Source organism: Pseudomonas shirazica, from assembly GCF_015168335.1.
Lineage (GTDB): Bacteria > Pseudomonadota > Gammaproteobacteria > Pseudomonadales > Pseudomonadaceae > Aquipseudomonas > Aquipseudomonas asiatica.
The window spans coordinates 1,921,362-1,939,662 of sequence record NZ_CP063456.1 but is presented as its reverse complement, the minus strand read 5'-3'; the positions used below and the strand labels follow the sequence as shown (position 1 = coordinate 1,939,662).

Genomic DNA, 18,301 nt, shown 5'->3' with positions numbered 1-18,301 from the left:
CCTTCAAGGAGCGCCCTCCATGATTCAGCCTGTCGCTGAACGCACACCCGCCGGCACCAGCTACCTGTCCGTCGGCCAGGGCCAACCCGTGGTACTGATCCACGGCGTGGGCCTGAACAAGGAAATGTGGGGCGGTCAGTTCGTTGGCCTGGCCAACGACTACCGCGTCATCGCCTACGACATGCTCGGCCACGGCCAGAGCGCGCTGCCAGCCGCCGACATTGGCCTGGAAGGTTATGCTGCACAACTGGCCGAACTGCTCGACCACCTGCAGATCGCGCAAGCCACCGTGATCGGCTTTTCCATGGGCGGCCTGGTCGCCCGGGCGTTCGCCCTCGAATACCCACAGCGCCTGGCTGCACTGGTAGTGCTCAACAGCGTGTTCAACCGCACCCCCGAGCAGAGCGCCGGCGTTATCGCCCGCGCCGCCCAGGCTGCGCAGCTTGGCCCCGACGCCAACGTCGACGCCGCGCTCGACCGCTGGTTCAGCCGTGAATACAAGGCTGCCAACCCGGCGCAGGTCGCCGCCATTCGCCAGGTGCTGGCGAGCAACGACCCGCAGGGCTACCACACCACTTATTCGCTGTTCGCCACCCAGGACATGTACCGCGCAGGCGACCTGGGCAGCATCCAGGTGCCGACGCTGATCGCCACCGGCGAACTCGACGCAGGCTCCACCCCGGCCATGACCCGCCAGCTCGCTGCCAGCATTCCTGGCGCGCAAAGCGTGGTCCTCGCCGAGCAACGGCATATGATGCCGGTGGAAGCACCGCGCGAAGTCAACAAGATGCTGCTGGACTTCCTCGCGCAAGCCCGCACCCTCACCGAATCCGCCAAGGGGATTGTTGCATGACCCTCGTTCGTTTCCAGATGTGCATCGACGGCCAATGGCGCGATGCCCAGAGCGGCAAGACCTTCGACAGCCTCAACCCGGCTACCGCCCAGGCATGGGCGCAATTGCCCGACGCCGACGAGGCCGATGTCGAGCTGGCCGTGCAGGCCGCCCAGCGCGCCTTCGACAGCAAGGAGTGGCGCAGCATCACCGCCACCGCGCGCGGCAAGCTGCTGCGTCGCCTGGGTGACCTGATTGCCGAAAACAAGGAACACCTGGCCCAGCTGGAAAGCCGTGACAACGGCAAGCTGATCCGCGAAACCCGCGGCCAGGTCGGCTACCTGCCAGAGTTCTTCCACTACACCGCAGGCCTTGCCGACAAGCTTGAAGGCGGCACCCTGCCGCTGGACAAGCCCGACCTGTTCGCCTACACCGTGCACGAGCCGATCGGCGTGGTGGCCGGGATCATCCCGTGGAACAGCCCGCTGTACCTCACCGCCATCAAGCTGGCCCCGGCCCTGGCCGCCGGCAACACCATCGTGCTCAAGCCGTCCGAGCACGCCTCGGCGACCATCCTCGAGCTGGCCCGCCTGGCCCTCGAGGCCGGCTTCCCGGCTGGTGTGGTCAACGTGGTCACCGGCTACGGCCCCAGCACCGGCGCGGCGCTGACCCGCCACCCGCTGGTGCGCAAGATCGCCTTCACCGGCGGCGCCGCCACCGCCCGCCACGTGGTGCGCAGCAGCGCCGAGAACTTCGCCAAGCTGTCGCTGGAGCTGGGCGGCAAGTCGCCGAACATCATTTTCGCCGATGCCGACCTGGACAGCGCCATCAACGGCGCCGTGGCAGGCATTTATGCCGCCTCCGGGCAAAGCTGCGTGGCCGGCTCGCGTCTGCTGGTGCAGGACGAGATCTTCGACGAGTTCGTCGAACGCCTGATCGCCCGCGCCAGGCGCATCCGCATCGGCAACCCGCAGGACGACGCCAGCGAAATGGGCCCCATGGCCACCGCGCAACAGCTGGCCGTGGTCGAAGGCCTGGTGGCCGCTGCCAAGGCCGAAGGCGCCAAGCTGCACATGGGCGGCAAGCGTGCCGAGGTCGAGGGTGACGGCTGGTTCTACGAGCCGACCCTGTTCGAGTGCGACAGCAACTCGATGACCATCATGCAGGAAGAGGTGTTCGGCCCGGTTGCCGCGGTAATCCGCTTCAAGACCGAGGAAGAGGCCCTGGCCATCGCCAACGACTCGCAGTTCGGCCTGGCCGCCGGCATCTGGACCCGCGACCTGGGCCGTGCCCACCGCCTGGCCCGCGACGTGCGTTCGGGGATCATCTGGGTCAACACCTACCGTGCCGTGTCGGCCATGGCGCCGATCGGCGGGTTCAAGAACAGCGGCTACGGCCGTGAGAGCGGCATCGATTCGGTGCTGGCCTATACCGAGCTGAAGACGGTGTGGATCAACCTGTCCACCGCGCCGATGCCCGACCCGTTTGTGATGCGCTAAGAGGTAGCACGAGATGATCGAACCAGGCATCTACAAAGACGTGATGGGCTCGTTCCCGTCCGGCGTCACCGTGGTCACCACCCTGGACGCCGACGGTGGCATCGTCGGCATCACCGCCAGCGCGTTCAGCGCGCTGTCGATCGACCCGGCGCTGGTGCTGTTCTGCCCCAACTACGCCTCCGACACCTACCCCATCCTGCGTGACAGCAAGCAGTTCGCGATTCACCTGCTGTCCGCCGACCAGACCGCCGAGGCCTATGCCTTCGCCGGCAAGGGCAAGGACAAGGCCAAAGGCATCGACTGGCACCTGAGCGAGCTGGGCAACCCGCTGCTGGCCAAGGCCACGGCGATCATCGAATGCGAGCTGTGGCGCGAGTACGACGGCGGTGACCACGCGATCATCGTCGGCGCGGTGAAGAACCTGGTGCTGCCGGCCGAGCCGGTGACCCCGATGGTCTACCACAAGGGCAAGCTGGGCGCCCTGCCCCCCTTGGGTTGATAGACCGCGTTGGCTTCTTCGCGGGCTCGCCCGCTCCCACAGGTACTGCGCAGGTTTCAGCACCTGTGCAATCCCTGTGGGAGCGGGCAAGCCCGCGAAGAAGCCAACACCGATGACCCTGTTTTTAGGGGCCGCGTCATCGTCTCACCCTCGGTTGCGTCCCCTGTTTTATTTTGGAGTACTGCACATGAGCAATGAAAAGTACGAAAAAGGCCTGCAGATCCGCACCCAGGTACTGGGCGAGGACTACGTCAACCGCTCGATCCAGAACGCCGACGACTTCACCAAGCCGTTGCAGGAGCTGGTCACCGAATACTGCTGGGGCCACGTCTGGGGCCGCGAAGGCTTGTCGCTCAAAGAGCGCAGCATGATAAACTTGGCCATGATTTCCGCGCTCAACCGGCCCCACGAGCTCAAGCTGCACATTCGCGGCGCCTTGCGTAATGGCCTGAGCCGTGAACAGATTCGCGAGATCCTGCTCCAGGTCGGCATTTATTGCGGCGTGCCCGCGGCGGTGGACAGTTTCCGCCTGGCCCGCGAAGCGTTCGCTGAAGCCGATGCGGAGTCAACCCGTTAACACCGGGCTGTTCGAACCCACGCAAGGAGCACCCAAGGTTCGTGGTGCTGTTGCGGTTGCGGCCGGGCAGCCTCTTTAAGAGCGCACTTGATGAAACGCCAGCCACTCGACGACAGCTTCAAGGTCAATCGCAACCCCGTTACCCTGCGCGAAATCGTGCTCGACAAGCTGCGCGCCGCGATCATGAACTTCCACCTGCTGCCAGGCGACCGCCTGGTCGAGCGCGACCTCTGCGACCGCCTCGGCGTCAGCCGCACCTCGGTGCGTGAAGCCCTGCGCCACCTGGAGTCCGAAGGCCTGGTGGAGTTCGCCGACGCCAAGGGCCCGCGCGTGGCCATCATCACCCTGGAAGACGCCCGCGACATCTACGAGCTGCGCTGCGTGCTCGAAGGCCTGATCGTGCAGCTGTTCACCCTCAACGCCAAGGCCAAGGACATCCGCGCCCTGGAGCGCGCGCTGGAGGTCAACCGCGAAGCCCTCGAGGAAGGCGAACTGCAACAGGTGCTGGACTCGGTACAAGGTTTCTACGATGTGCTGCTGGAAGGCTCCGGCAACCAGGTGGCCGCCCAGCAGCTGCGCCAGTTGCAGGCGCGCATCAGCTACCTGCGCGCCACCTCGGTGTCGCAGGAGAACCGCCGCGGCGCCAGCAACCGCGAAATGGAAAAGATCGTCGAGGCGATCAAGAGCGGCGACCCGCTGGTTGCCCACCAGGCCTCGGTTGACCACGTTCGCGCCGCCGCCAAGGTGGCCCTGGACTACCTGCGCCAGAAGCAGGATGACAACGTCAAGGTGCGCGAGATGGTTGAGCCCCTGGCCTTGAAGGACCCACGCATATAAGCCACCCACAGGCCACCGATCATGCCCAACGCCCCGCGCTACTGCCCGCACTGCACCATGGAACTGGCCCGGGGCGTTCCCACAGGCGACACCCACGAACGCCTGCACTGCACCGGCTGCGGCTACATCCACTACATCAACCCGAAGATCATCGCCGGCTGCATCATCGAGCGTGATGGCAAGTACCTGCTGTGCCAGCGCGCCATCCCGCCGCGCCCCGGCACCTGGACCTTGCCGGCCGGGTTCATGGAGGCCGGCGAGACCACCGAGCAGGCGGCCTTGCGCGAGGTCTGGGAAGAAAGCGGCGTACGCGCCGAAATCGTCTCGCCGTACTCGATCTTCAGCGTCCCGAAGATAAGCGAGGTCTATATCATCTTCCGCGCCATCGCCACCGAGGAAACCGGGCAGTACGGGGCGGAAACGCTGGCCTACAGGTTCTTCGAGCCCGACGAGATCCCGTGGGACGAAATCTACTATCCGGCAATCCGGCAGATTCTCGAGCGCTATATCCTCGAGCGGCAAGCCGGGGTTTATGGCATCTACATGGGCAATGACGACACTGGCAAGGTGCACTTCATTCGCTAGCTTGTACCGGCCCTATCGCCGGCAAGGCAGCTCCCACCTGGACCGCATCGACTTCGAGTCATGTGCAGTCCTGTGGGAGCTGGCTTGCCGGCGATAGGGCCGGTACAGCCACCAAAAATTCTCGCCAAACGTCTATTCTGGATGCACCCTTCAGGCCTTACGCAAAAGGACCAGCAGAGCACATGGCAAAATGGCTAGACGGCGGCGGTCTGATGGCCGAGCGCATCCGCAACCACGATTGGGCCGCCACCCCGCTGGGCCCGCTGGAGTACTGGCCCGACCCGCTGAAAACCAGCCTGGCGCTGTGCCTGGCCTCGCGCTTTCCGCAAGCCGTGCTCTGGGGCCCTGACCTGCTCACCCTGCACAACGACGCTTTCTCACAGATTCTCGGGCAGAAGCCCTCGGCATTGGGCATCCCCTTCCGCGCCGTGTGGCAGGAGGCCTGGGCCGACATCGGCCACATGGCCAACCGCGCCCTGGCCGGCGAGGCGGTGTACATCGAAGACTTCCCGCTCGTCATCGACCGCAACGGCGGCCCCGAACGGGCCTATTTCACCTTCTGCTACAGCCCCATCCGCGACCACGACGGCAAGGTCCTTGGCATGCTGGATACAGTCACCGAAACCACCGCCAGCGTGCTCGCCAACCAGCGCCTGAGGTTCCTCGACGACCTGGGCCGTGCCGTGGCCGACGCTACCGACCCGAACCAGATCCTTGCCACTACCACGCGCATGCTGGTCGAGCACCTGCAACTGTCAAGTTGTGCCTACGCGGTGATGGAGCCAGACGAAGACGGTTTCACCATCTGCGGTGACGCCGTGGCGCCCGGCTCGCCGCATCTGTTGGGCCGCTATCGGTTGCAGGATTTTGGCAAGCTGGCGCTCGGCCGCCTGCGCAATGGCCTGCCGTTGGTCATCCAGGACAACCTGAGCGAGCTGTCCCCGGAGGAAGCTGCCACCTTCCAGGCCATCGGCATTACCGCGACCATTTGCATGCCCCTGATCAAAGGCGGCCGACTGACCGCGCTGATGGCCATCCACGACAAGGTGCCACGGGAGTGGACCCACTATGAACAGACGTTGATCAGTGAAGTCACCGAGCGCTGCTGGGCGCATATCCAGCGGGTACAGGCCTACGCCGAGGTCCGCGAAGCCATGGCGGCACTGGAGGCGCTGAATGCCACCCTCGAACAGCGCGTGGATGAACGCACCAGCCAGTTGCTGCACACAGAAGCCGTGCTGCGCCAGACCCAAAAGCTCGAAGCCATTGGCCTACTTACCGGTGGCGTGGCTCATGACTTCAACAACCTGCTGACCATCATTCGCTCGTCGCTGCATTTTCTGCAGCGCCCCAACCTCGATGCACAGCGTCGCGAACGCTATCTCAAGACCATGTCCGACACTGTCGACCGCGGCACCAGGCTGACCGGCCAGTTACTGGCCTTCGCCCGCCGCCAGGCCTTGAGCCCGCAAGTGTTCGAGGCCGGGCCACGGCTGGAGGCCATGGCCGACATGCTCGACACTGCCACCGGTGCGCGGATCCAGGTCGAGCTGCAGTTGCCACAGGCGCCTTGCCATATCCGCGCCGACCTCAATCAACTGGAAACCGCGGTAATCAACCTGATGCTCAACGGCCGCGACGCCATGGCCGGCGAAGGCACCTTGCAGCTGCGCCTGCAGGCTGACCAGTCACTGCCCGCCCTGCGCGGCCAGGCGCCACAGCCGGGCCCGTTCGCGGCGATTTCGGTGAGCGACAGCGGTGTCGGCATTGCCACCGAACTGCTGGAGCGTATCTTCGACCCGTTCTTCACTACCAAGGCACCGGGTGAAGGCACCGGGCTCGGGCTGTCGCAGGTGTTCGGTTTTGCCAGGCAGTCCGGGGGCGATGTGCAGGTGAAAAGTGTGCCGGGCCAGGGCACCACCTTTACCTTGTACCTGCCCCAGGAGCCGCCGCCTGAGGCCTAGCGGTCAACGCCGCCCTTCGGCCAGCATGCGCACGGCCAGGCCCGCCAGCACCGTACCCATCAGCCAGCGCTGAACCTGCTGCCATAGCGGGCGACCGGCGAGGAATACGGCGATCGACCCGGCCATGATCGCGATCAGTGCATTGACCGAAACGCTGATGGCGATCTGCGTCGACCCCAGCACCAGCGACTGCAGCAGCACGCTGCCATGCCCCGGCTCGATGAACTGCGGCATCAACGACAGGTACATGACGGCGATCTTGGGGTTCAGCAGGCTGGTGGCAAAGCCCATGGTGAACAGCCGCCGCGGGCTGTCGGCAGGCAGGTCGCGAACCTGGAACGGCGACCGGCCACCAGGGCGCAGCGCCTGCCAGGCCAGGTACAACAGGTACAGCGCGCCACCGATGCGCAGCGCGTCGTAGGCAAAAGGCACGGCCATCACCAGGGCGGTGATGCCCAGCGCGGCGCAGAACATGTAGATGACGAAGCCCAGGGCCACACCACCCAACGAAATCAGTCCGGCCTTGCGGCCCTGGCAGATCGAGCGGGAGATCAGGTAGATCATGTTCGGCCCTGGGGTCAGGACCATGCCGAGGCAGATCAGGGCGAAGGTGAGCAGTTGCGTGGTTTCGGGCATGGGGCACATCCTGGTTGTGCGTTGAAGTGCTGCGAGTTTATCCGAGGCCATGCATGTCGTCTTTACCCTTGGCTCTCGCCTGCCAGGTTAACGCGGCAACCTGTAGGAGCGGCCAACGCACGCCAGTGAGTCAGCTGATCTGGCCGGCTATCAAGCCCAGGGCCACCGTGATCATCGCCACCCCCGACACCCGCCCGACCAGCTTCGCCGCCCCCGGCCGGGTGCTCAACACGGCTTTGGCGCCATAACCGACCAGCGAGTAGATCACCAACGAGCTGCACAGGTGCACCAGGCCCAGCAGCAAGATCTGCAACGGCACCGGCCAGCTCGACTGCGGGTCGGTGAACTGCGGCAACAACGCCAGGAACAGCAAAAACACTTTCGGGTTCAGGCCACTGACGCAAAACCCTTTCAATGCCCAGCGAGACCCCGACTCCCCCGCACCATCCTGCTCGGCCGCCGGCAAGGCCGGGCTCAGCAGCAGGTTGCCACCCAGCCACAGCAGGTAGCTACACCCCGCCAGGGTCAGCAAGGTCAGCGCCAGCGGGTGGCCGGCCAGCAGGCTACCGACCCCTGCCGCCACCACCAGGGTCGCAAGGAAATGCCCCGACAACATCCCCGCCACCGCCGGCATCACCCAGCGCCCCCGCATGCCGGCCGAAATCGCGTAGGCCCAGTCCGCGCCCGGGGTAATCACGAACAGCATCGACACGGCCCAGAACGCCGTCAGAACACTGAGAGCCACTTGAATCTTCCTTTTTCCACTGCTTTGGGATGACGAAAGATTACGGATTCCGCCGAGGGATTTTCTTTCGTATATTCCTCAACAACCTTCAATTACTGGAAGATCCTTCTCAATGGACAGGACCGATCGAAAAATTCTTGCCGAACTGCAAAAAGATGGTCGGCTATCGGTGACCGAACTGGCCGACCGTGTGGGGCTCAGCCTGTCGCCCTGTCATCGGCGCTTGAAGGCGCTGGAGGAGTCGGGGGCGATTCTTGGCTATCACGCCCGCTTGGCGCCGAGCGCCCTGGGGTTGAACTTTGCCGCGCTGGTATTCGTGACCCTGCGCGAAGTCACTCGCCAGCCGGTAGCGGACTTTGAAGCGGCGCTGGCCGAAATCCCGCAGATCGTCGAGGCGCAGCGGCTGTTTGGCGACCCGGATTACCTGCTGCATGTGGTGGCCAAGGATTTGCCGGCGTTCCAGAAGCTGTATGACGAGCAGCTGACCAGCATTCCCAATGTGAAACGGTTGAGTTCGACGCTGGTGATGAAAGAGGTGATTCAGGATCGGTTGTTGCCGATGTAGCGTTGTCGCCTGTGCCGGCCCTTTCGCGGGTGAACCCGCTCCCACAGGTACTGCGCATGACTTGAAATCAATGCGGTCGAGGTGGGAGCGGGTTTACCCGCGAAAAGGCCGGCACAGGCGACATTTTTATCTGCCCTGCAAACGCGCACGGCGCCCCAGAAAAGCACACCGCTTCTTACCTCCATATTGCCCAAACCCCTCTAGCCCAAGCCCTCCCGCACCCTGGCACCCTCCTTGCTACCGTCGCCCGCTTAACCTTTTGTCAGCCTTAGGTTTTTTAAGGTTTATGGGCACATATTTACTAATTTCTCGTTATCCCCGCGCCCCGCATCATCGCTCCAACAAGAACGCGTCGCCCTTCGCCGGCACGCCCCCGGGCAGCTCCCGATGCCCTACCTTGCCTTGGAGTCAGTCATGACCAGTGCAGCCAATTCGGCACCCCTCATAGAAAAACACACGATCGGCTACGTGCCCCCGCAAGACCGCCATGGAAAGGTAAGGGATCTGTTCACACTGTGGTTCGGCGGCAACATAGCGCCGCTGCCCATCGTCACAGGCGCGCTGGGCGTGCAACTGTTCCACCTGAACCTGGTATGGGGCATCGTCGCCATCCTGGTCGGCCACCTGGTCGGTGGCGTACTGATGGCGCTGCACTCGGCCCAGGGCCCGCAGATGGGCATCCCGCAGATGATCCAGAGCCGCGCCCAGTTCGGCTCGCTCGGCGCGCTGCTGGTGGTGGTGATCGCCGGGGTCATGTACATCGGCTTCTTCGCCTCCAACATTGTCCTCGCCGGCAAGTCGCTGCACGGCGTGGTCGATGCCGTGCCGGTACCGGTGGGCATCGTCATCGGTGCGCTGGGCTCGGGCATCATCGGCATCATCGGCTACCGCTTCATCCACGTGCTCAACCGCATCGGCACCTGGGTGCTGGGTATCGGCATCGTGGTCGGCTTCGGCTACATCTTCAGCCACGTGCAGAGCGACGACTTCCTCACCCGCGGCGGCTTCAACCTGGCCGGCTGGCTGGCCACCGTGTCGCTGGCTGCGCTGTGGCAGATCGCCTTTGCGCCCTACGTGTCGGACTACTCGCGCTACCTGCCGGCGGACGTGAAGGTCAGCTCGACGTTCTGGACTACCTACCTGGGCTCGGCCCTGGGTTCAAGCCTGTCGTTCATCTTCGGCGCCGTGGCGGTGCTGGCGATCCCGGCCGGCATGGACACCATGGATGCAGTCAAGCTGGCCACCGGTACCCTCGGCCCGATCATGCTGGTGCTGTTCCTGCTCAGCGTGATCAGCCACAACGCACTCAACCTGTATGGCGCAGTGCTGTCGATCATCACCCTGGTGCAAACCTTCGCCCACCGCTGGATCCCCACCGCCAAGAGCCGCGCCGTGCTGTCGCTGGTAGTACTGACGGCCTGCTGCGTGGTGGCGGTGTTCGCCTCGGCGGACTTCATCGGCCACTTCGTCGACATGGTGCTGGTTCTGCTGGTGGTGCTGGTGCCGTGGACAGCGATCAACCTGATCGACTTCTATGCCATCCACAAGGGTGACTACGATATCCAGTCGATCTTCCAGGTCGATGGCGGTATCTACGGGCGCTACAACCCGCAGGCGCTGATCGCCTATGCCGTGGGTATCGTGGTGCAGATCCCGTTCATGAACACACCGCTGTATGTCGGGCCTATTTCCGAGCATATCAACGGAGCGGACCTGTCGTGGCTGGTGGGGCTGGTGGTTACTTCGCCGCTTTACTGGTGGCTGGCCAGCCGTGATAGCGCCTACCGTCGCCGGCAGATGAGTGCCAAGGTGGCCATGGGGCACTGATTCAACCAGTGCCGGCCTCTTCGCGGGCTTGCCCGCTCCCACAGGGACACCACAGCCTTCGAGGCCGGTGACATTCCTGTGGGAGCGGGCAAGCCCGCGAAGAGGCCGGTACAGGCAACACATCAATCAGAGGTTGTAGGCCCGCTCATTGTGCTCCGCCAGGTCCAGCCCCTGTTCTTCCTCTTCCCGGCTGGCCCGCAGCCCGATGGTCAGCTTGATCGCCCCCAGAATCGCCCAACTCACCACAAAGCAATACACGAAGGTGAACGCCACCCCCTTCAACTGCACCAATGCCTGCCCGACCGGTGATGCACCCTCCACATAGCCGCCCAACGCAGGCGCGGCAAAGACCCCGGTAAGGATCGCGCCGACCATTCCGCCCACGCCATGCAGGCCGAACACATCCAGGCTGTCGTCATAGCCCAGCGCCTGTTTCAACCGGGTCACGGCAAAGAAGCAGATGGCCCCGGTCAACAACCCGATCACCAGCGCGCCCAGCGGCCCGACAAATGCACAGGCCGGGGTAATCCCGACCAACCCTGCCAAAGCCCCTGAAGCCGCACCCAAGGCCGTCGGCCGACCATGCGCCACCTTCTCGGTCAGCAACCAGCCGACAATCCCCGCACAGGCCGCCACCATGGTCGCCAGCATCACCACCCCTGCCGCCTGGTTGGCCGCGAGCCCCGAGCCGACGTTGAAGCCGAACCAGCCCACCCACAGCAACCCGGCGCCCACCAGGGTGAAACCGAGGTTGTGCGGCGGCATGGCCACCTGCGGGTAGCCCTTGCGCTTGCCCAGCATCAACGCCGCAGCCAGCGCTGCCACGCCGGAGTTGACATGCACGGCGGTACCGCCGGCAAAGTCCAGCACACCCCAGTTGACCATCAACGCCCCCGGCCCGCCCCAGACCATATGCGCGATCGGCGCGTACACCAGCACGAACCAGGCGGCCATGAACAGCAACGAAGCACTGAACTTCATGCGCTCGGCAAAACCACCGGCAATCAACGCCGGGGTAATGATGGCGAAGGTCAGCTGGAACACTGCGAACACGCCTTCGGGGATGGTGCCGACCAGGCTGTCATGGCCGATGTCCAGCATCAGCGCCTTGCCCAGCCCGCCAATGAAGCTGTTGAGGGTCAGCTGGCCCTCGACCATGCCGGTGGTGTCTACCACCAGGCTGTAGCCGAACAGCACCCAGAGAATGCCGATCACCCCGGCAACGGCGAACAGCTGGGTGAATACCGAGAGGAAGTTCTTGGCCCGCACCATGCCACCGTAGAACAGTGCCAGGCCCGGGATGCACATCATCAGCACGAACATCGCGGCGCAGATCATCCAGGCGGTGTTGCCGGTGTCCAGGGTGGGGTCGGCGGCGTGGGCCCGGGTGGTCAGGGCTAACAACATTACAGCGAGGGTGAGGTGCTTCATGGAGTCACTCCTGTGTGAATGGTGGGGGTGCCCTGGGGCTGCCTTGCAGCCCATCGCGACACGAGGCCGCTCCTACAGGGGGCCGCGCAGGCCCAGAGACGCGGTCCCCTGTAGGAGCGGCCTTGTGCCGCGAATGGGCCGCAAAGCGGCCCCAATTACCGATAACTCAGTACTGCGCCTGCCCCGGCACCCAGGCGGTCCCCGCCAACGGCACCCGTGCCATCGCCGCAGCCTCCACGGTCAACGCCACCAGGTCCTCCGGGTCGAGGTTGTGCAAGTGCGACTTGCCACACGCCCGCGCCATGGTCTGCGCCTCCAGCACAAGCACCCGCAGGTAGTTGGCCAGCCGGCGCCCGGCCTCCTCCGGGTTCAGGCGCCTGGCCAGCTCCGGGTCCTGGGTGGTAATGCCGGCCGGGTCGCGGCCGTTCTGCCAGTCGTCATAGAAACCGGCCGCAGAACCGATCTTCTTCAGTTCGGCATCCAGCCGCGGGTGGTTGTCACCCAGCGCGATCAACGCCGCAGTACCAATGGCCACCGCATCAGCCCCGAGGGCCATGGCCTTGGCCACGTCGGCGCCATTGCGAATACCCCCGGAAACGATCAGCTGCACCTTGCGGTGCATGCCCATTTCCTGCAGCGCCTGCACTGCCTGGGGGATGGCCGGCAGGATAGGGATGCCAACGTGTTCGATGAACACTTCCTGAGTCGCGGCGGTACCGCCCTGCATGCCGTCGAGCACGATCACATCGGCACCGGCCTTCACCGCCAGCTTCACGTCGTAGTACGGGCGGCTGGCGCCGATCTTCACGTAGATGGGTTTTTCCCAGTCGGTGATCTCGCGGATCTCGGCAATCTTGATCGCCAGGTCATCCGGCCCGGTCCAGTCCGGGTGGCGACAGGCGCTACGCTGGTCGACGCCGATCGGCAAAGTGCGCATGCCCGCCACCCGCTCGGTCACCTTCATGCCGAGCAGCATGCCGCCACCGCCCGGCTTGGCACCCTGGCCGAGGACGATCTCGATGGCATCGGCCTTGCGCAGGTCGTCGGGGTTCATGCCGTAGCGCGACGGCAGGTACTGGTACACCAGGTGCTGCGACTGGCCGCGTTCCTCCGGGGTCATGCCGCCGTCGCCAGTGGTGGTGCTGGTGCCGGCGATGGTCGCACCACGGCCCAAGGCCTCTTTGGCGTTGGCCGACAGCGCGCCAAAGCTCATGCCGGCGATGGTCACCGGAATTTTCAGGTGGATCGGCTTCTTGGCGAAGCGGGTACCCAGCAGCACATCGGTGCCGCACTTCTCGCGGTAGCCTTCCAGCGGGTAGCGCGACACGCTGGCACCGAGCAGCAGCAGGTCGTCGAAGTGCGGCACGCGGCGCTTGGTGCCGCCGCCGCGGATGTCGTAGATGCCGGTTTCGGCGGCACGCTGGATTTCCTGGATGGTCAGGCGGTCGAAGGTGGCCGACTCACGCAGTACCGGGGGGAATTGCTCGCTCATGGGAATGCTCCTGGATCAGTACGCGCTGGCGTTGTCGACTTTGAAGTTGTACAGCTGGCGAGCCGAGCCGTAGCGTTTGAAATCGGCAGCCTTGTGGTCCAGGCCCGCCTTGTTCAGCAGTTCCTGCAGCTCTTGCAGGTGCTCGGCGCGCATCTCTTTCTCGATGCAGTCCGAACCCAGTGACTGCACCGCACCCTTTACGTAGATGCGCACCTCGTACAGCGAATCGCCCAGCGCATCGCCGGCATCGCCACACACCACCAAACGCCCGGCCTGGCCCATGAAGCAGCTCATGTGGCCGATGCTGCCGCCGACGACGATATCCACGCCCTTCATGGAAATACCGCAGCGCGCGCCGGCATCACCCTCGATCACCAGCAGCCCGCCATGGGCTGTGGCGCCGGCGGCCTGGGAGGCGCTGCCCTTGACCCGCACCGTGCCGGACATCATGTTCTCGGCCACGCCGACACCGACGTTGCCATGCACGGTGACGCTGGCCTGCTGGTTCATGCCGGCGCAGTAGTAGCCGGCGTGGCCTTCGATATCCACGGCCACGGCGGCGTTGATGCCCACGGCCAGGTTGTGCTTGCCGTCGGGGTGGGTCACCCGCCATTCGTGGTCCTGCACCTCACCGTGCAGGGACTGGTTGAGGACACGCACCGAGGTGCTGGAAAGGTCGATCGTATTCATGTGGTTCTCCAGTGGTTCGGTGGCAGGTCAGGCGCTTTCGCGTTCCCAGACGTACAGGGTGGCCGGCGCCGGTTCCCAGACCTTGGCGTTCTCGATGCCCGGCAGGCTGGCCAGTGCCTGGTACTCCGAGGCCATGGCCACGTAGTCGTCGGTCTCGGCCAGCACGGCGGGCTTGCAGGCGATCGGGTCGCGGATCACGGCAAAGCCATTGCGGGTGCCGATGGCGAAGGTGAAGAAGCCGTCCAGGTCTTCCAGGGCGCCATCCAGGGCCTGGGCCAGGCTGTCGCCCTGCTGCAGGCGCCAGGTCAGGTAGCCGGCGGCCACTTCGGTGTCGTTGTCGGTCTCGAAGCTGATGCCTTCGCGCTTGAGCTCCTGGCGCAGGCGGAAGTGGTTGGATAGCGAGCCGTTGTGCACCAGGCACAGGTCGGCGCCGGTAGAGAACGGGTGGCTGCCCTCCATGGTCACGGCGCTTTCGGTGGCCATGCGGGTATGGCCGATGATGTGGCTGCCTTTCATGCCGGCCAGGCCGAAGCGGCTGGAGATTTCCGCCGGCAGGCCCATGCCCTTGAGGATCTCGATGCTCTGCCCGGCGCTCATGATGCGCACGTCAGGGGCCAGTTCGCTCAGGGCCTGGCGGGCCGACGCCTCGCAGGTGTGTACCTTGAGCACGGCAGCGCTGGCGTTCTGGAACCAGTCCAGCGAGCAGCCCAGGCGCCCTTCCAGCTGGCCCATCAGGGCCGCCCAGGGGTAGTTGACGTCAGTGGCCTGCAGGGTCAGCTTGACCCAGCCATCGGCCACTTCGTCGCCGTAGATGGCAAAGCCGGCGCTGTCCGGGCCACGGTCGGTCATGGCTTCGAGCATGGGTTCGAAGAGCTTGCCGAGCTGGGCTTCCAGCTCGGGTTTTTTCAGGTACAGACCTACGATTCCACACATGATGATGCTCCTTACTAGGCAGTGGGCGACCGCTTTCGTGCTGGCTGCCCAAGGGATTGGGGGCGCTCAGAAGAATTCGGTGTAACGCTGGATTTCCCAGTCGGAGACGTGGCGGCAGTACTCCACCCACTCCATGCGCTTGAGCTTGATGAACTCGCCGACGATTTCGGCGCCCAGTACCTCGCGGAACAGCGGGTCGGCCTCCAGGGCGTCGGCGGCTTCCTTCAACGACTGCGGCAAGGTCTTGATGCCACGTGCGGCAATCTCTTCCAGGCTCAGGTTGTAGAGGTTCTCGTTGCACATCTCACCCGGCTCCAGTTGGCGGTCGATGCCATCGAGGCCGGCGGCGATGATCGCGGCGGTGACCAGGTACGGGTTGCAGCCAGCGTCCGGCAGGCGGAACTCCAGGCGACCATAGGGGATGCGCACCATCGCCGAGCGGTTGTTGGCGCCGTAGGCGACAAACGCCGGGGCCCAGGTGGCGCCGGAAAGCGAGCGGCCGACCACCAGGCGCTTGTACGAGTTGACCGTGGGCGCGGCGAAGGCGCACAGCGCCGGGCCATGGGCCAGCAGGCCTGCAGCAAAGTGGTAGGCCAGCTTCGACAGGCCCATGCCGCTGCTGTCGGACGGGTCATGGAACAGGTTCTTGTTGGTACTGCTGGCCAGCGACAGGTGGAAGTGCATGCCATTGCCAGCGCGCTTGGGGGCGGGCTTGGGCATGAACGAGCAGATCATGCCCAGGTCGTTGGCGATCTCGCCGGCGGCCATGCGGAAGAAGGTGAAGCGGTCAGCCGACTCCATGGCGTCGCTGTAGGTGTAGTTGATCTCGAACTGGCCGTTGGCGTCCTCGTGGTCGATCTGGTAGATGTCGAAGCCCACCGGCTGCAAGGCCTCGGTCAGGCGCTCGAGGAACAGCCGCGAACGCGACAGGCCCTTGTAGTCGTAGCACGGCTTGTCGAGGTTGTCGGAGGCATCCACCAGTTGCAGCTTGCCATCCTCGTCGCGGCGGAACAGGCTGAATTCGGGTTCCAGGCCGGTGTTCAGGGTCCAGCCCTTGTCGGCCAGGCGCTGCACCTGCTGCTGCAACACATAACGGCTGTCGTAGGGCCAGGGTTGGCCGTTCACGTGGCCTACGCACACCACCCGGCCGTAGCCGGGCTGCCACGGTACCGGGATCAAGGTGGAAAGGTCGCCGCGGGCCATGAAGTCGGGGCCGTGCGGCTCCATGCCCATACCGCAGATGGCGAACCCGGCAAAGCCGGCGCCCTCCTCGGCCACCATCTTCAGGCCCGAGACCGGCACCGATTTGGTCTTCGCCGAGCCATGGATATCGACGAACTGTGCCAGCACGTATTTGATGCCGTGCTGATCAAGGGTGCGCTGGGTTTCTGCTGGCAACATGGGTTGAACACTCCTGGGCAAGGGGCAATGATTCCGCATGAGAAACTTACTTTCCTCACAGGAATGCAATGGGCTTGCCAACTTTGTTCAGAGTGCAACCTTGTGTTGCCTGTTCGGGCCTCTTCGCGGGCACGCCCGCTCCCACAGAGTTCGCCGCAGAGCCCTGTGGGAGCGGGCGTGCCCGCGAAGAGGCCGGTACGGGCAGCACAAAACCCAAGCAGATTTCCATGCTCCATTTATGGGAAACTTGTTTTCACCCGAGGAAAGATGCAGCCACCGTAGCTGCATTTCGCACTTTCCCAGTGCGAAAACTTTATTCTTGAACTGAAACCGTGCAGGACATTCGATGCCAACCGAAACCGAACCGCGCCTTCGCCTGGAGCAGTACCTGGGCCTGCAGATCAAGCGCCAGCGCCAGGCCCAGTCCCTCAAGCTCGCCGACGTGGCGCGCATCGCCGGCATCAGCCAAGGCATGCTCAGCAAGATCGAGAACGCCCAGGTGTCCACCAGCCTCGACACTCTCAGCCGCCTGTGCGACGTGCTGGGCATGCCGATGGCCAAGCTGTTCAGCCAATATGACCAGCCCGACGGCAATGCCTTGTTGGTGAAAGCCGGTGAAGGGCTGGAGGTGGTGCGCCGCGGTACCGAGAAAGGCCACACCTACCATTTGCTCAATCACGCCAGGGGGCCGAAGAAGAATTTCGAGGCGTACATGGTGACCATGGACGACGCCAGCGAAGAGTTCCCGACCTTCGCCCACCCCGGCACCGAGTTCCTCCACTTGCTGGAGGGTGAACTGGTGTACCGGCACGGCAACCAGCTCTATCACATGCAGGCCGGTGACAGCCTGACCTTTGACGGCGAGACCCCGCACGGCCCCGAGCAGTTGGTGCAAGTGCCCATCCGCCTGTTGTCGATCATGAACTACAGCGACGAGTGACGCGGCGCGCCAGGCACCCGCGGAGAACAGGATGCCAACCGCTGCGCACACTGATGCAGGCGACTAAGCGCCCTCAGGCAGCAGACTGCGATCGAACATGAACGCCCGCTCCCCCTGTGGCGTGTACTGATACAACTGCTGCGGCCGGCCCAGCCTGGGCTGGTTCTTCTCCCCGGTGTCCCTCACCCACCCCAGCTCGCGCAAGCGCTCCAGGCGTTTGCGCAGCGAGGTGTTGTTCACCGCCTGCCCCAGGCACGCCTGCACCGCGCCTAGCGCATCCAGCACAGTGAACTTCTCCGCCAGCAGATACAGCGGCAGGCTGCTGTACACCGTCTTCGCCGCCAGCCGCTCACGGGCGCGCTCCACCAACAGGTTGTGATCAAAGGGCAACAGCACCTTGCGCGCCAATACGCTGTCCAAGTCGAAAAATGCCAGGTGCTCGCCCTCAACGGCCTGCCCGGGTTCGAGCAAAGCCAGGTAATAGGTGCTGAGTGACCATCCACGCGGGTCGCGAAAGGCATTGCCCTCGGTACCTACCTGTTCCATGTAGCACGGTACAACCTGGGTTTTCTCGCGCAGTGCACGCTCGGCAGCAGCTTCCAGGCTGGTGTCGGGGGTGCGGCCATTGACGATCACCCCGGGCAAGGCCCACTGGCCGGCATGCGGTTCACGCTCACGACGGTGCAACAGCACCTGCAGATGCTGAGCTTCGGGGGCCATGCGCAGGGCGACGATATCGACGCTGGCCAGGACTTCGACTGTACTCACGGGGCGACTCCTTGTTCAGCTCACCATAATCCACCAGAGCATCTAAGTAAGGCAAGCAGAAAGCCCGTCTCAAAAGTTGC

General features: G+C 64.5%; 18 protein-coding genes. 10 read left to right on the top strand and 8 right to left on the bottom strand.

Annotated elements, in window-relative coordinates:
- The first annotated feature begins 19 nt into the window (after positions 1-19).
- From IMX18_RS08960 to IMX18_RS08930, 7 genes are all read left to right on the top strand, one after another.
- Positions 20-853, top strand: coding sequence for an alpha/beta fold hydrolase (locus tag IMX18_RS08960; protein ID WP_054572588.1), 834 nt, complete (start codon positions 20-22; stop codon positions 851-853).
- Positions 850-2,331: an aldehyde dehydrogenase gene (locus IMX18_RS08955; protein ID WP_024087305.1), complete on the top strand. Its 1,482-nt coding sequence runs from the start codon at positions 850-852 to the stop codon at positions 2,329-2,331. Before IMX18_RS08960 ends, IMX18_RS08955 begins: the two co-directional genes overlap by 4 nt.
- 13 nt (positions 2,332-2,344) lie before the next feature.
- Positions 2,345-2,830, top strand: coding sequence for a flavin reductase family protein (locus IMX18_RS08950; RefSeq protein WP_003258675.1), 486 nt, complete (start codon positions 2,345-2,347; stop codon positions 2,828-2,830).
- Between the two features lie 187 nt (positions 2,831-3,017).
- Complete coding sequence (locus IMX18_RS08945; protein WP_008100863.1) at positions 3,018-3,407, top strand: carboxymuconolactone decarboxylase family protein; 390 nt, start codon at positions 3,018-3,020, stop codon at positions 3,405-3,407.
- 90 nt (positions 3,408-3,497) lie between these two features.
- A complete protein-coding gene (locus tag IMX18_RS08940) occupies positions 3,498-4,244 on the top strand; it encodes a GntR family transcriptional regulator (RefSeq protein WP_013973031.1) in 747 nt (248 codons plus the stop codon).
- A 21-nt stretch (positions 4,245-4,265) separates the two neighbouring features.
- The gene (locus IMX18_RS08935; RefSeq protein ID WP_054572590.1) at positions 4,266-4,829 is read left to right on the top strand and encodes an NUDIX hydrolase; all 564 of its coding nucleotides are present in this window, start codon (positions 4,266-4,268) and stop codon (positions 4,827-4,829) included.
- A gap of 182 nt (positions 4,830-5,011) precedes the next feature.
- The gene (locus IMX18_RS08930; RefSeq protein ID WP_191472550.1) at positions 5,012-6,793 is read left to right on the top strand and encodes an ATP-binding protein; all 1,782 of its coding nucleotides are present in this window, start codon (positions 5,012-5,014) and stop codon (positions 6,791-6,793) included.
- 3 nt (positions 6,794-6,796) lie between these two features.
- Here the strand turns inward: IMX18_RS08930 and IMX18_RS08925 are convergent, their stop codons facing one another.
- The gene (locus IMX18_RS08925) at positions 6,797-7,429 is read right to left on the bottom strand and encodes a LysE family translocator (RefSeq protein WP_023660833.1); all 633 of its coding nucleotides are present in this window, start codon (positions 7,427-7,429) and stop codon (positions 6,797-6,799) included.
- Between the two features lie 130 nt (positions 7,430-7,559).
- Positions 7,560-8,174: a LysE family translocator gene (locus IMX18_RS08920; RefSeq protein ID WP_137137563.1), complete on the bottom strand. Its 615-nt coding sequence runs from the start codon at positions 8,172-8,174 to the stop codon at positions 7,560-7,562.
- Positions 8,175-8,286: 112 nt separating this feature from the next.
- Here IMX18_RS08920 and IMX18_RS08915 point away from each other — a divergent pair, with 112 nt between their 5' ends.
- The gene (locus IMX18_RS08915; RefSeq protein WP_015270735.1) at positions 8,287-8,739 is read left to right on the top strand and encodes an Lrp/AsnC family transcriptional regulator; all 453 of its coding nucleotides are present in this window, start codon (positions 8,287-8,289) and stop codon (positions 8,737-8,739) included.
- A 414-nt stretch (positions 8,740-9,153) separates the two neighbouring features.
- Positions 9,154-10,566: a purine-cytosine permease family protein gene (locus IMX18_RS08910; RefSeq protein WP_015270736.1), complete on the top strand. Its 1,413-nt coding sequence runs from the start codon at positions 9,154-9,156 to the stop codon at positions 10,564-10,566.
- Positions 10,567-10,692: 126 nt separating this feature from the next.
- Here IMX18_RS08910 and IMX18_RS08905 read toward each other — a convergent pair whose 3' ends face one another.
- From IMX18_RS08905 to glnT, 5 genes are all read right to left on the bottom strand, one after another.
- Positions 10,693-11,997, bottom strand: a complete 1,305-nt coding sequence (locus IMX18_RS08905) for an ammonium transporter (RefSeq protein WP_100413459.1) — start codon at positions 11,995-11,997, stop codon at positions 10,693-10,695.
- Between the two features lie 166 nt (positions 11,998-12,163).
- On the bottom strand, positions 12,164-13,489 hold the full coding sequence (locus tag IMX18_RS08900; protein ID WP_013973039.1) for an FMN-binding glutamate synthase family protein: 1,326 nt from the start codon (positions 13,487-13,489) through the stop codon (positions 12,164-12,166).
- Between the two features lie 15 nt (positions 13,490-13,504).
- The gene (locus tag IMX18_RS08895) at positions 13,505-14,179 is read right to left on the bottom strand and encodes a GltB/FmdC/FwdC-like GXGXG domain-containing protein (RefSeq protein WP_061303971.1); all 675 of its coding nucleotides are present in this window, start codon (positions 14,177-14,179) and stop codon (positions 13,505-13,507) included.
- Positions 14,180-14,206: 27 nt separating this feature from the next.
- A complete protein-coding gene (locus IMX18_RS08890) occupies positions 14,207-15,112 on the bottom strand; it encodes a class II glutamine amidotransferase (RefSeq protein WP_217190144.1) in 906 nt (301 codons plus the stop codon).
- Positions 15,113-15,178: 66 nt separating this feature from the next.
- Positions 15,179-16,513: a type III glutamate--ammonia ligase gene (glnT, locus tag IMX18_RS08885; RefSeq protein ID WP_217190145.1), complete on the bottom strand. Its 1,335-nt coding sequence runs from the start codon at positions 16,511-16,513 to the stop codon at positions 15,179-15,181.
- Positions 16,514-16,859: 346 nt separating this feature from the next.
- Between glnT and IMX18_RS08880 the strand changes: the two genes are divergently transcribed.
- Positions 16,860-17,453: a helix-turn-helix domain-containing protein gene (locus IMX18_RS08880; RefSeq protein ID WP_015270739.1), complete on the top strand. Its 594-nt coding sequence runs from the start codon at positions 16,860-16,862 to the stop codon at positions 17,451-17,453.
- A gap of 63 nt (positions 17,454-17,516) precedes the next feature.
- Here the strand turns inward: IMX18_RS08880 and IMX18_RS08875 are convergent, their stop codons facing one another.
- Positions 17,517-18,221 carry an NUDIX hydrolase gene (locus IMX18_RS08875; RefSeq protein ID WP_015270740.1) on the bottom strand — a complete coding sequence of 235 codons (705 nt, stop codon included), beginning with the start codon at positions 18,219-18,221 and terminating at the stop codon, positions 17,517-17,519.
- Positions 18,222-18,301 lie beyond the last annotated feature (80 nt).

Bases quoted from the DNA above. Each gene is read 5' to 3' on its own strand.
- IMX18_RS08945 (WP_008100863.1), top strand. From the start codon at position 3,018: ATGAGCAATGAAAAGTACGAAAAAGGCCTGCAGATCCGCACCCAGGTA.
- IMX18_RS08890 (WP_217190144.1), bottom strand. From the start codon at position 15,112: ATGTGTGGAATCGTAGGTCTGTACCTGAAAAAACCCGAGCTGGAAGCC.
- IMX18_RS08955 (WP_024087305.1), top strand. From the start codon at position 850: ATGACCCTCGTTCGTTTCCAGATGTGCATCGACGGCCAATGGCGCGAT.
- IMX18_RS08925 (WP_023660833.1), bottom strand. From the start codon at position 7,429: ATGCCCGAAACCACGCAACTGCTCACCTTCGCCCTGATCTGCCTCGGC.
- IMX18_RS08940 (WP_013973031.1), top strand. From the start codon at position 3,498: ATGAAACGCCAGCCACTCGACGACAGCTTCAAGGTCAATCGCAACCCC.
- IMX18_RS08915 (WP_015270735.1), top strand. From the start codon at position 8,287: ATGGACAGGACCGATCGAAAAATTCTTGCCGAACTGCAAAAAGATGGT.
- IMX18_RS08905 (WP_100413459.1), bottom strand. From the start codon at position 11,997: ATGAAGCACCTCACCCTCGCTGTAATGTTGTTAGCCCTGACCACCCGG.
- IMX18_RS08950 (WP_003258675.1), top strand. From the start codon at position 2,345: ATGATCGAACCAGGCATCTACAAAGACGTGATGGGCTCGTTCCCGTCC.
- IMX18_RS08935 (WP_054572590.1), top strand. From the start codon at position 4,266: ATGCCCAACGCCCCGCGCTACTGCCCGCACTGCACCATGGAACTGGCC.
- IMX18_RS08930 (WP_191472550.1), top strand. From the start codon at position 5,012: ATGGCAAAATGGCTAGACGGCGGCGGTCTGATGGCCGAGCGCATCCGC.
- IMX18_RS08960 (WP_054572588.1), top strand. From the start codon at position 20: ATGATTCAGCCTGTCGCTGAACGCACACCCGCCGGCACCAGCTACCTG.
- IMX18_RS08880 (WP_015270739.1), top strand. From the start codon at position 16,860: ATGCCAACCGAAACCGAACCGCGCCTTCGCCTGGAGCAGTACCTGGGC.
- IMX18_RS08895 (WP_061303971.1), bottom strand. From the start codon at position 14,179: ATGAATACGATCGACCTTTCCAGCACCTCGGTGCGTGTCCTCAACCAG.
- IMX18_RS08910 (WP_015270736.1), top strand. From the start codon at position 9,154: ATGACCAGTGCAGCCAATTCGGCACCCCTCATAGAAAAACACACGATC.
- glnT (WP_217190145.1), bottom strand. From the start codon at position 16,513: ATGTTGCCAGCAGAAACCCAGCGCACCCTTGATCAGCACGGCATCAAA.
- IMX18_RS08900 (WP_013973039.1), bottom strand. From the start codon at position 13,489: ATGAGCGAGCAATTCCCCCCGGTACTGCGTGAGTCGGCCACCTTCGAC.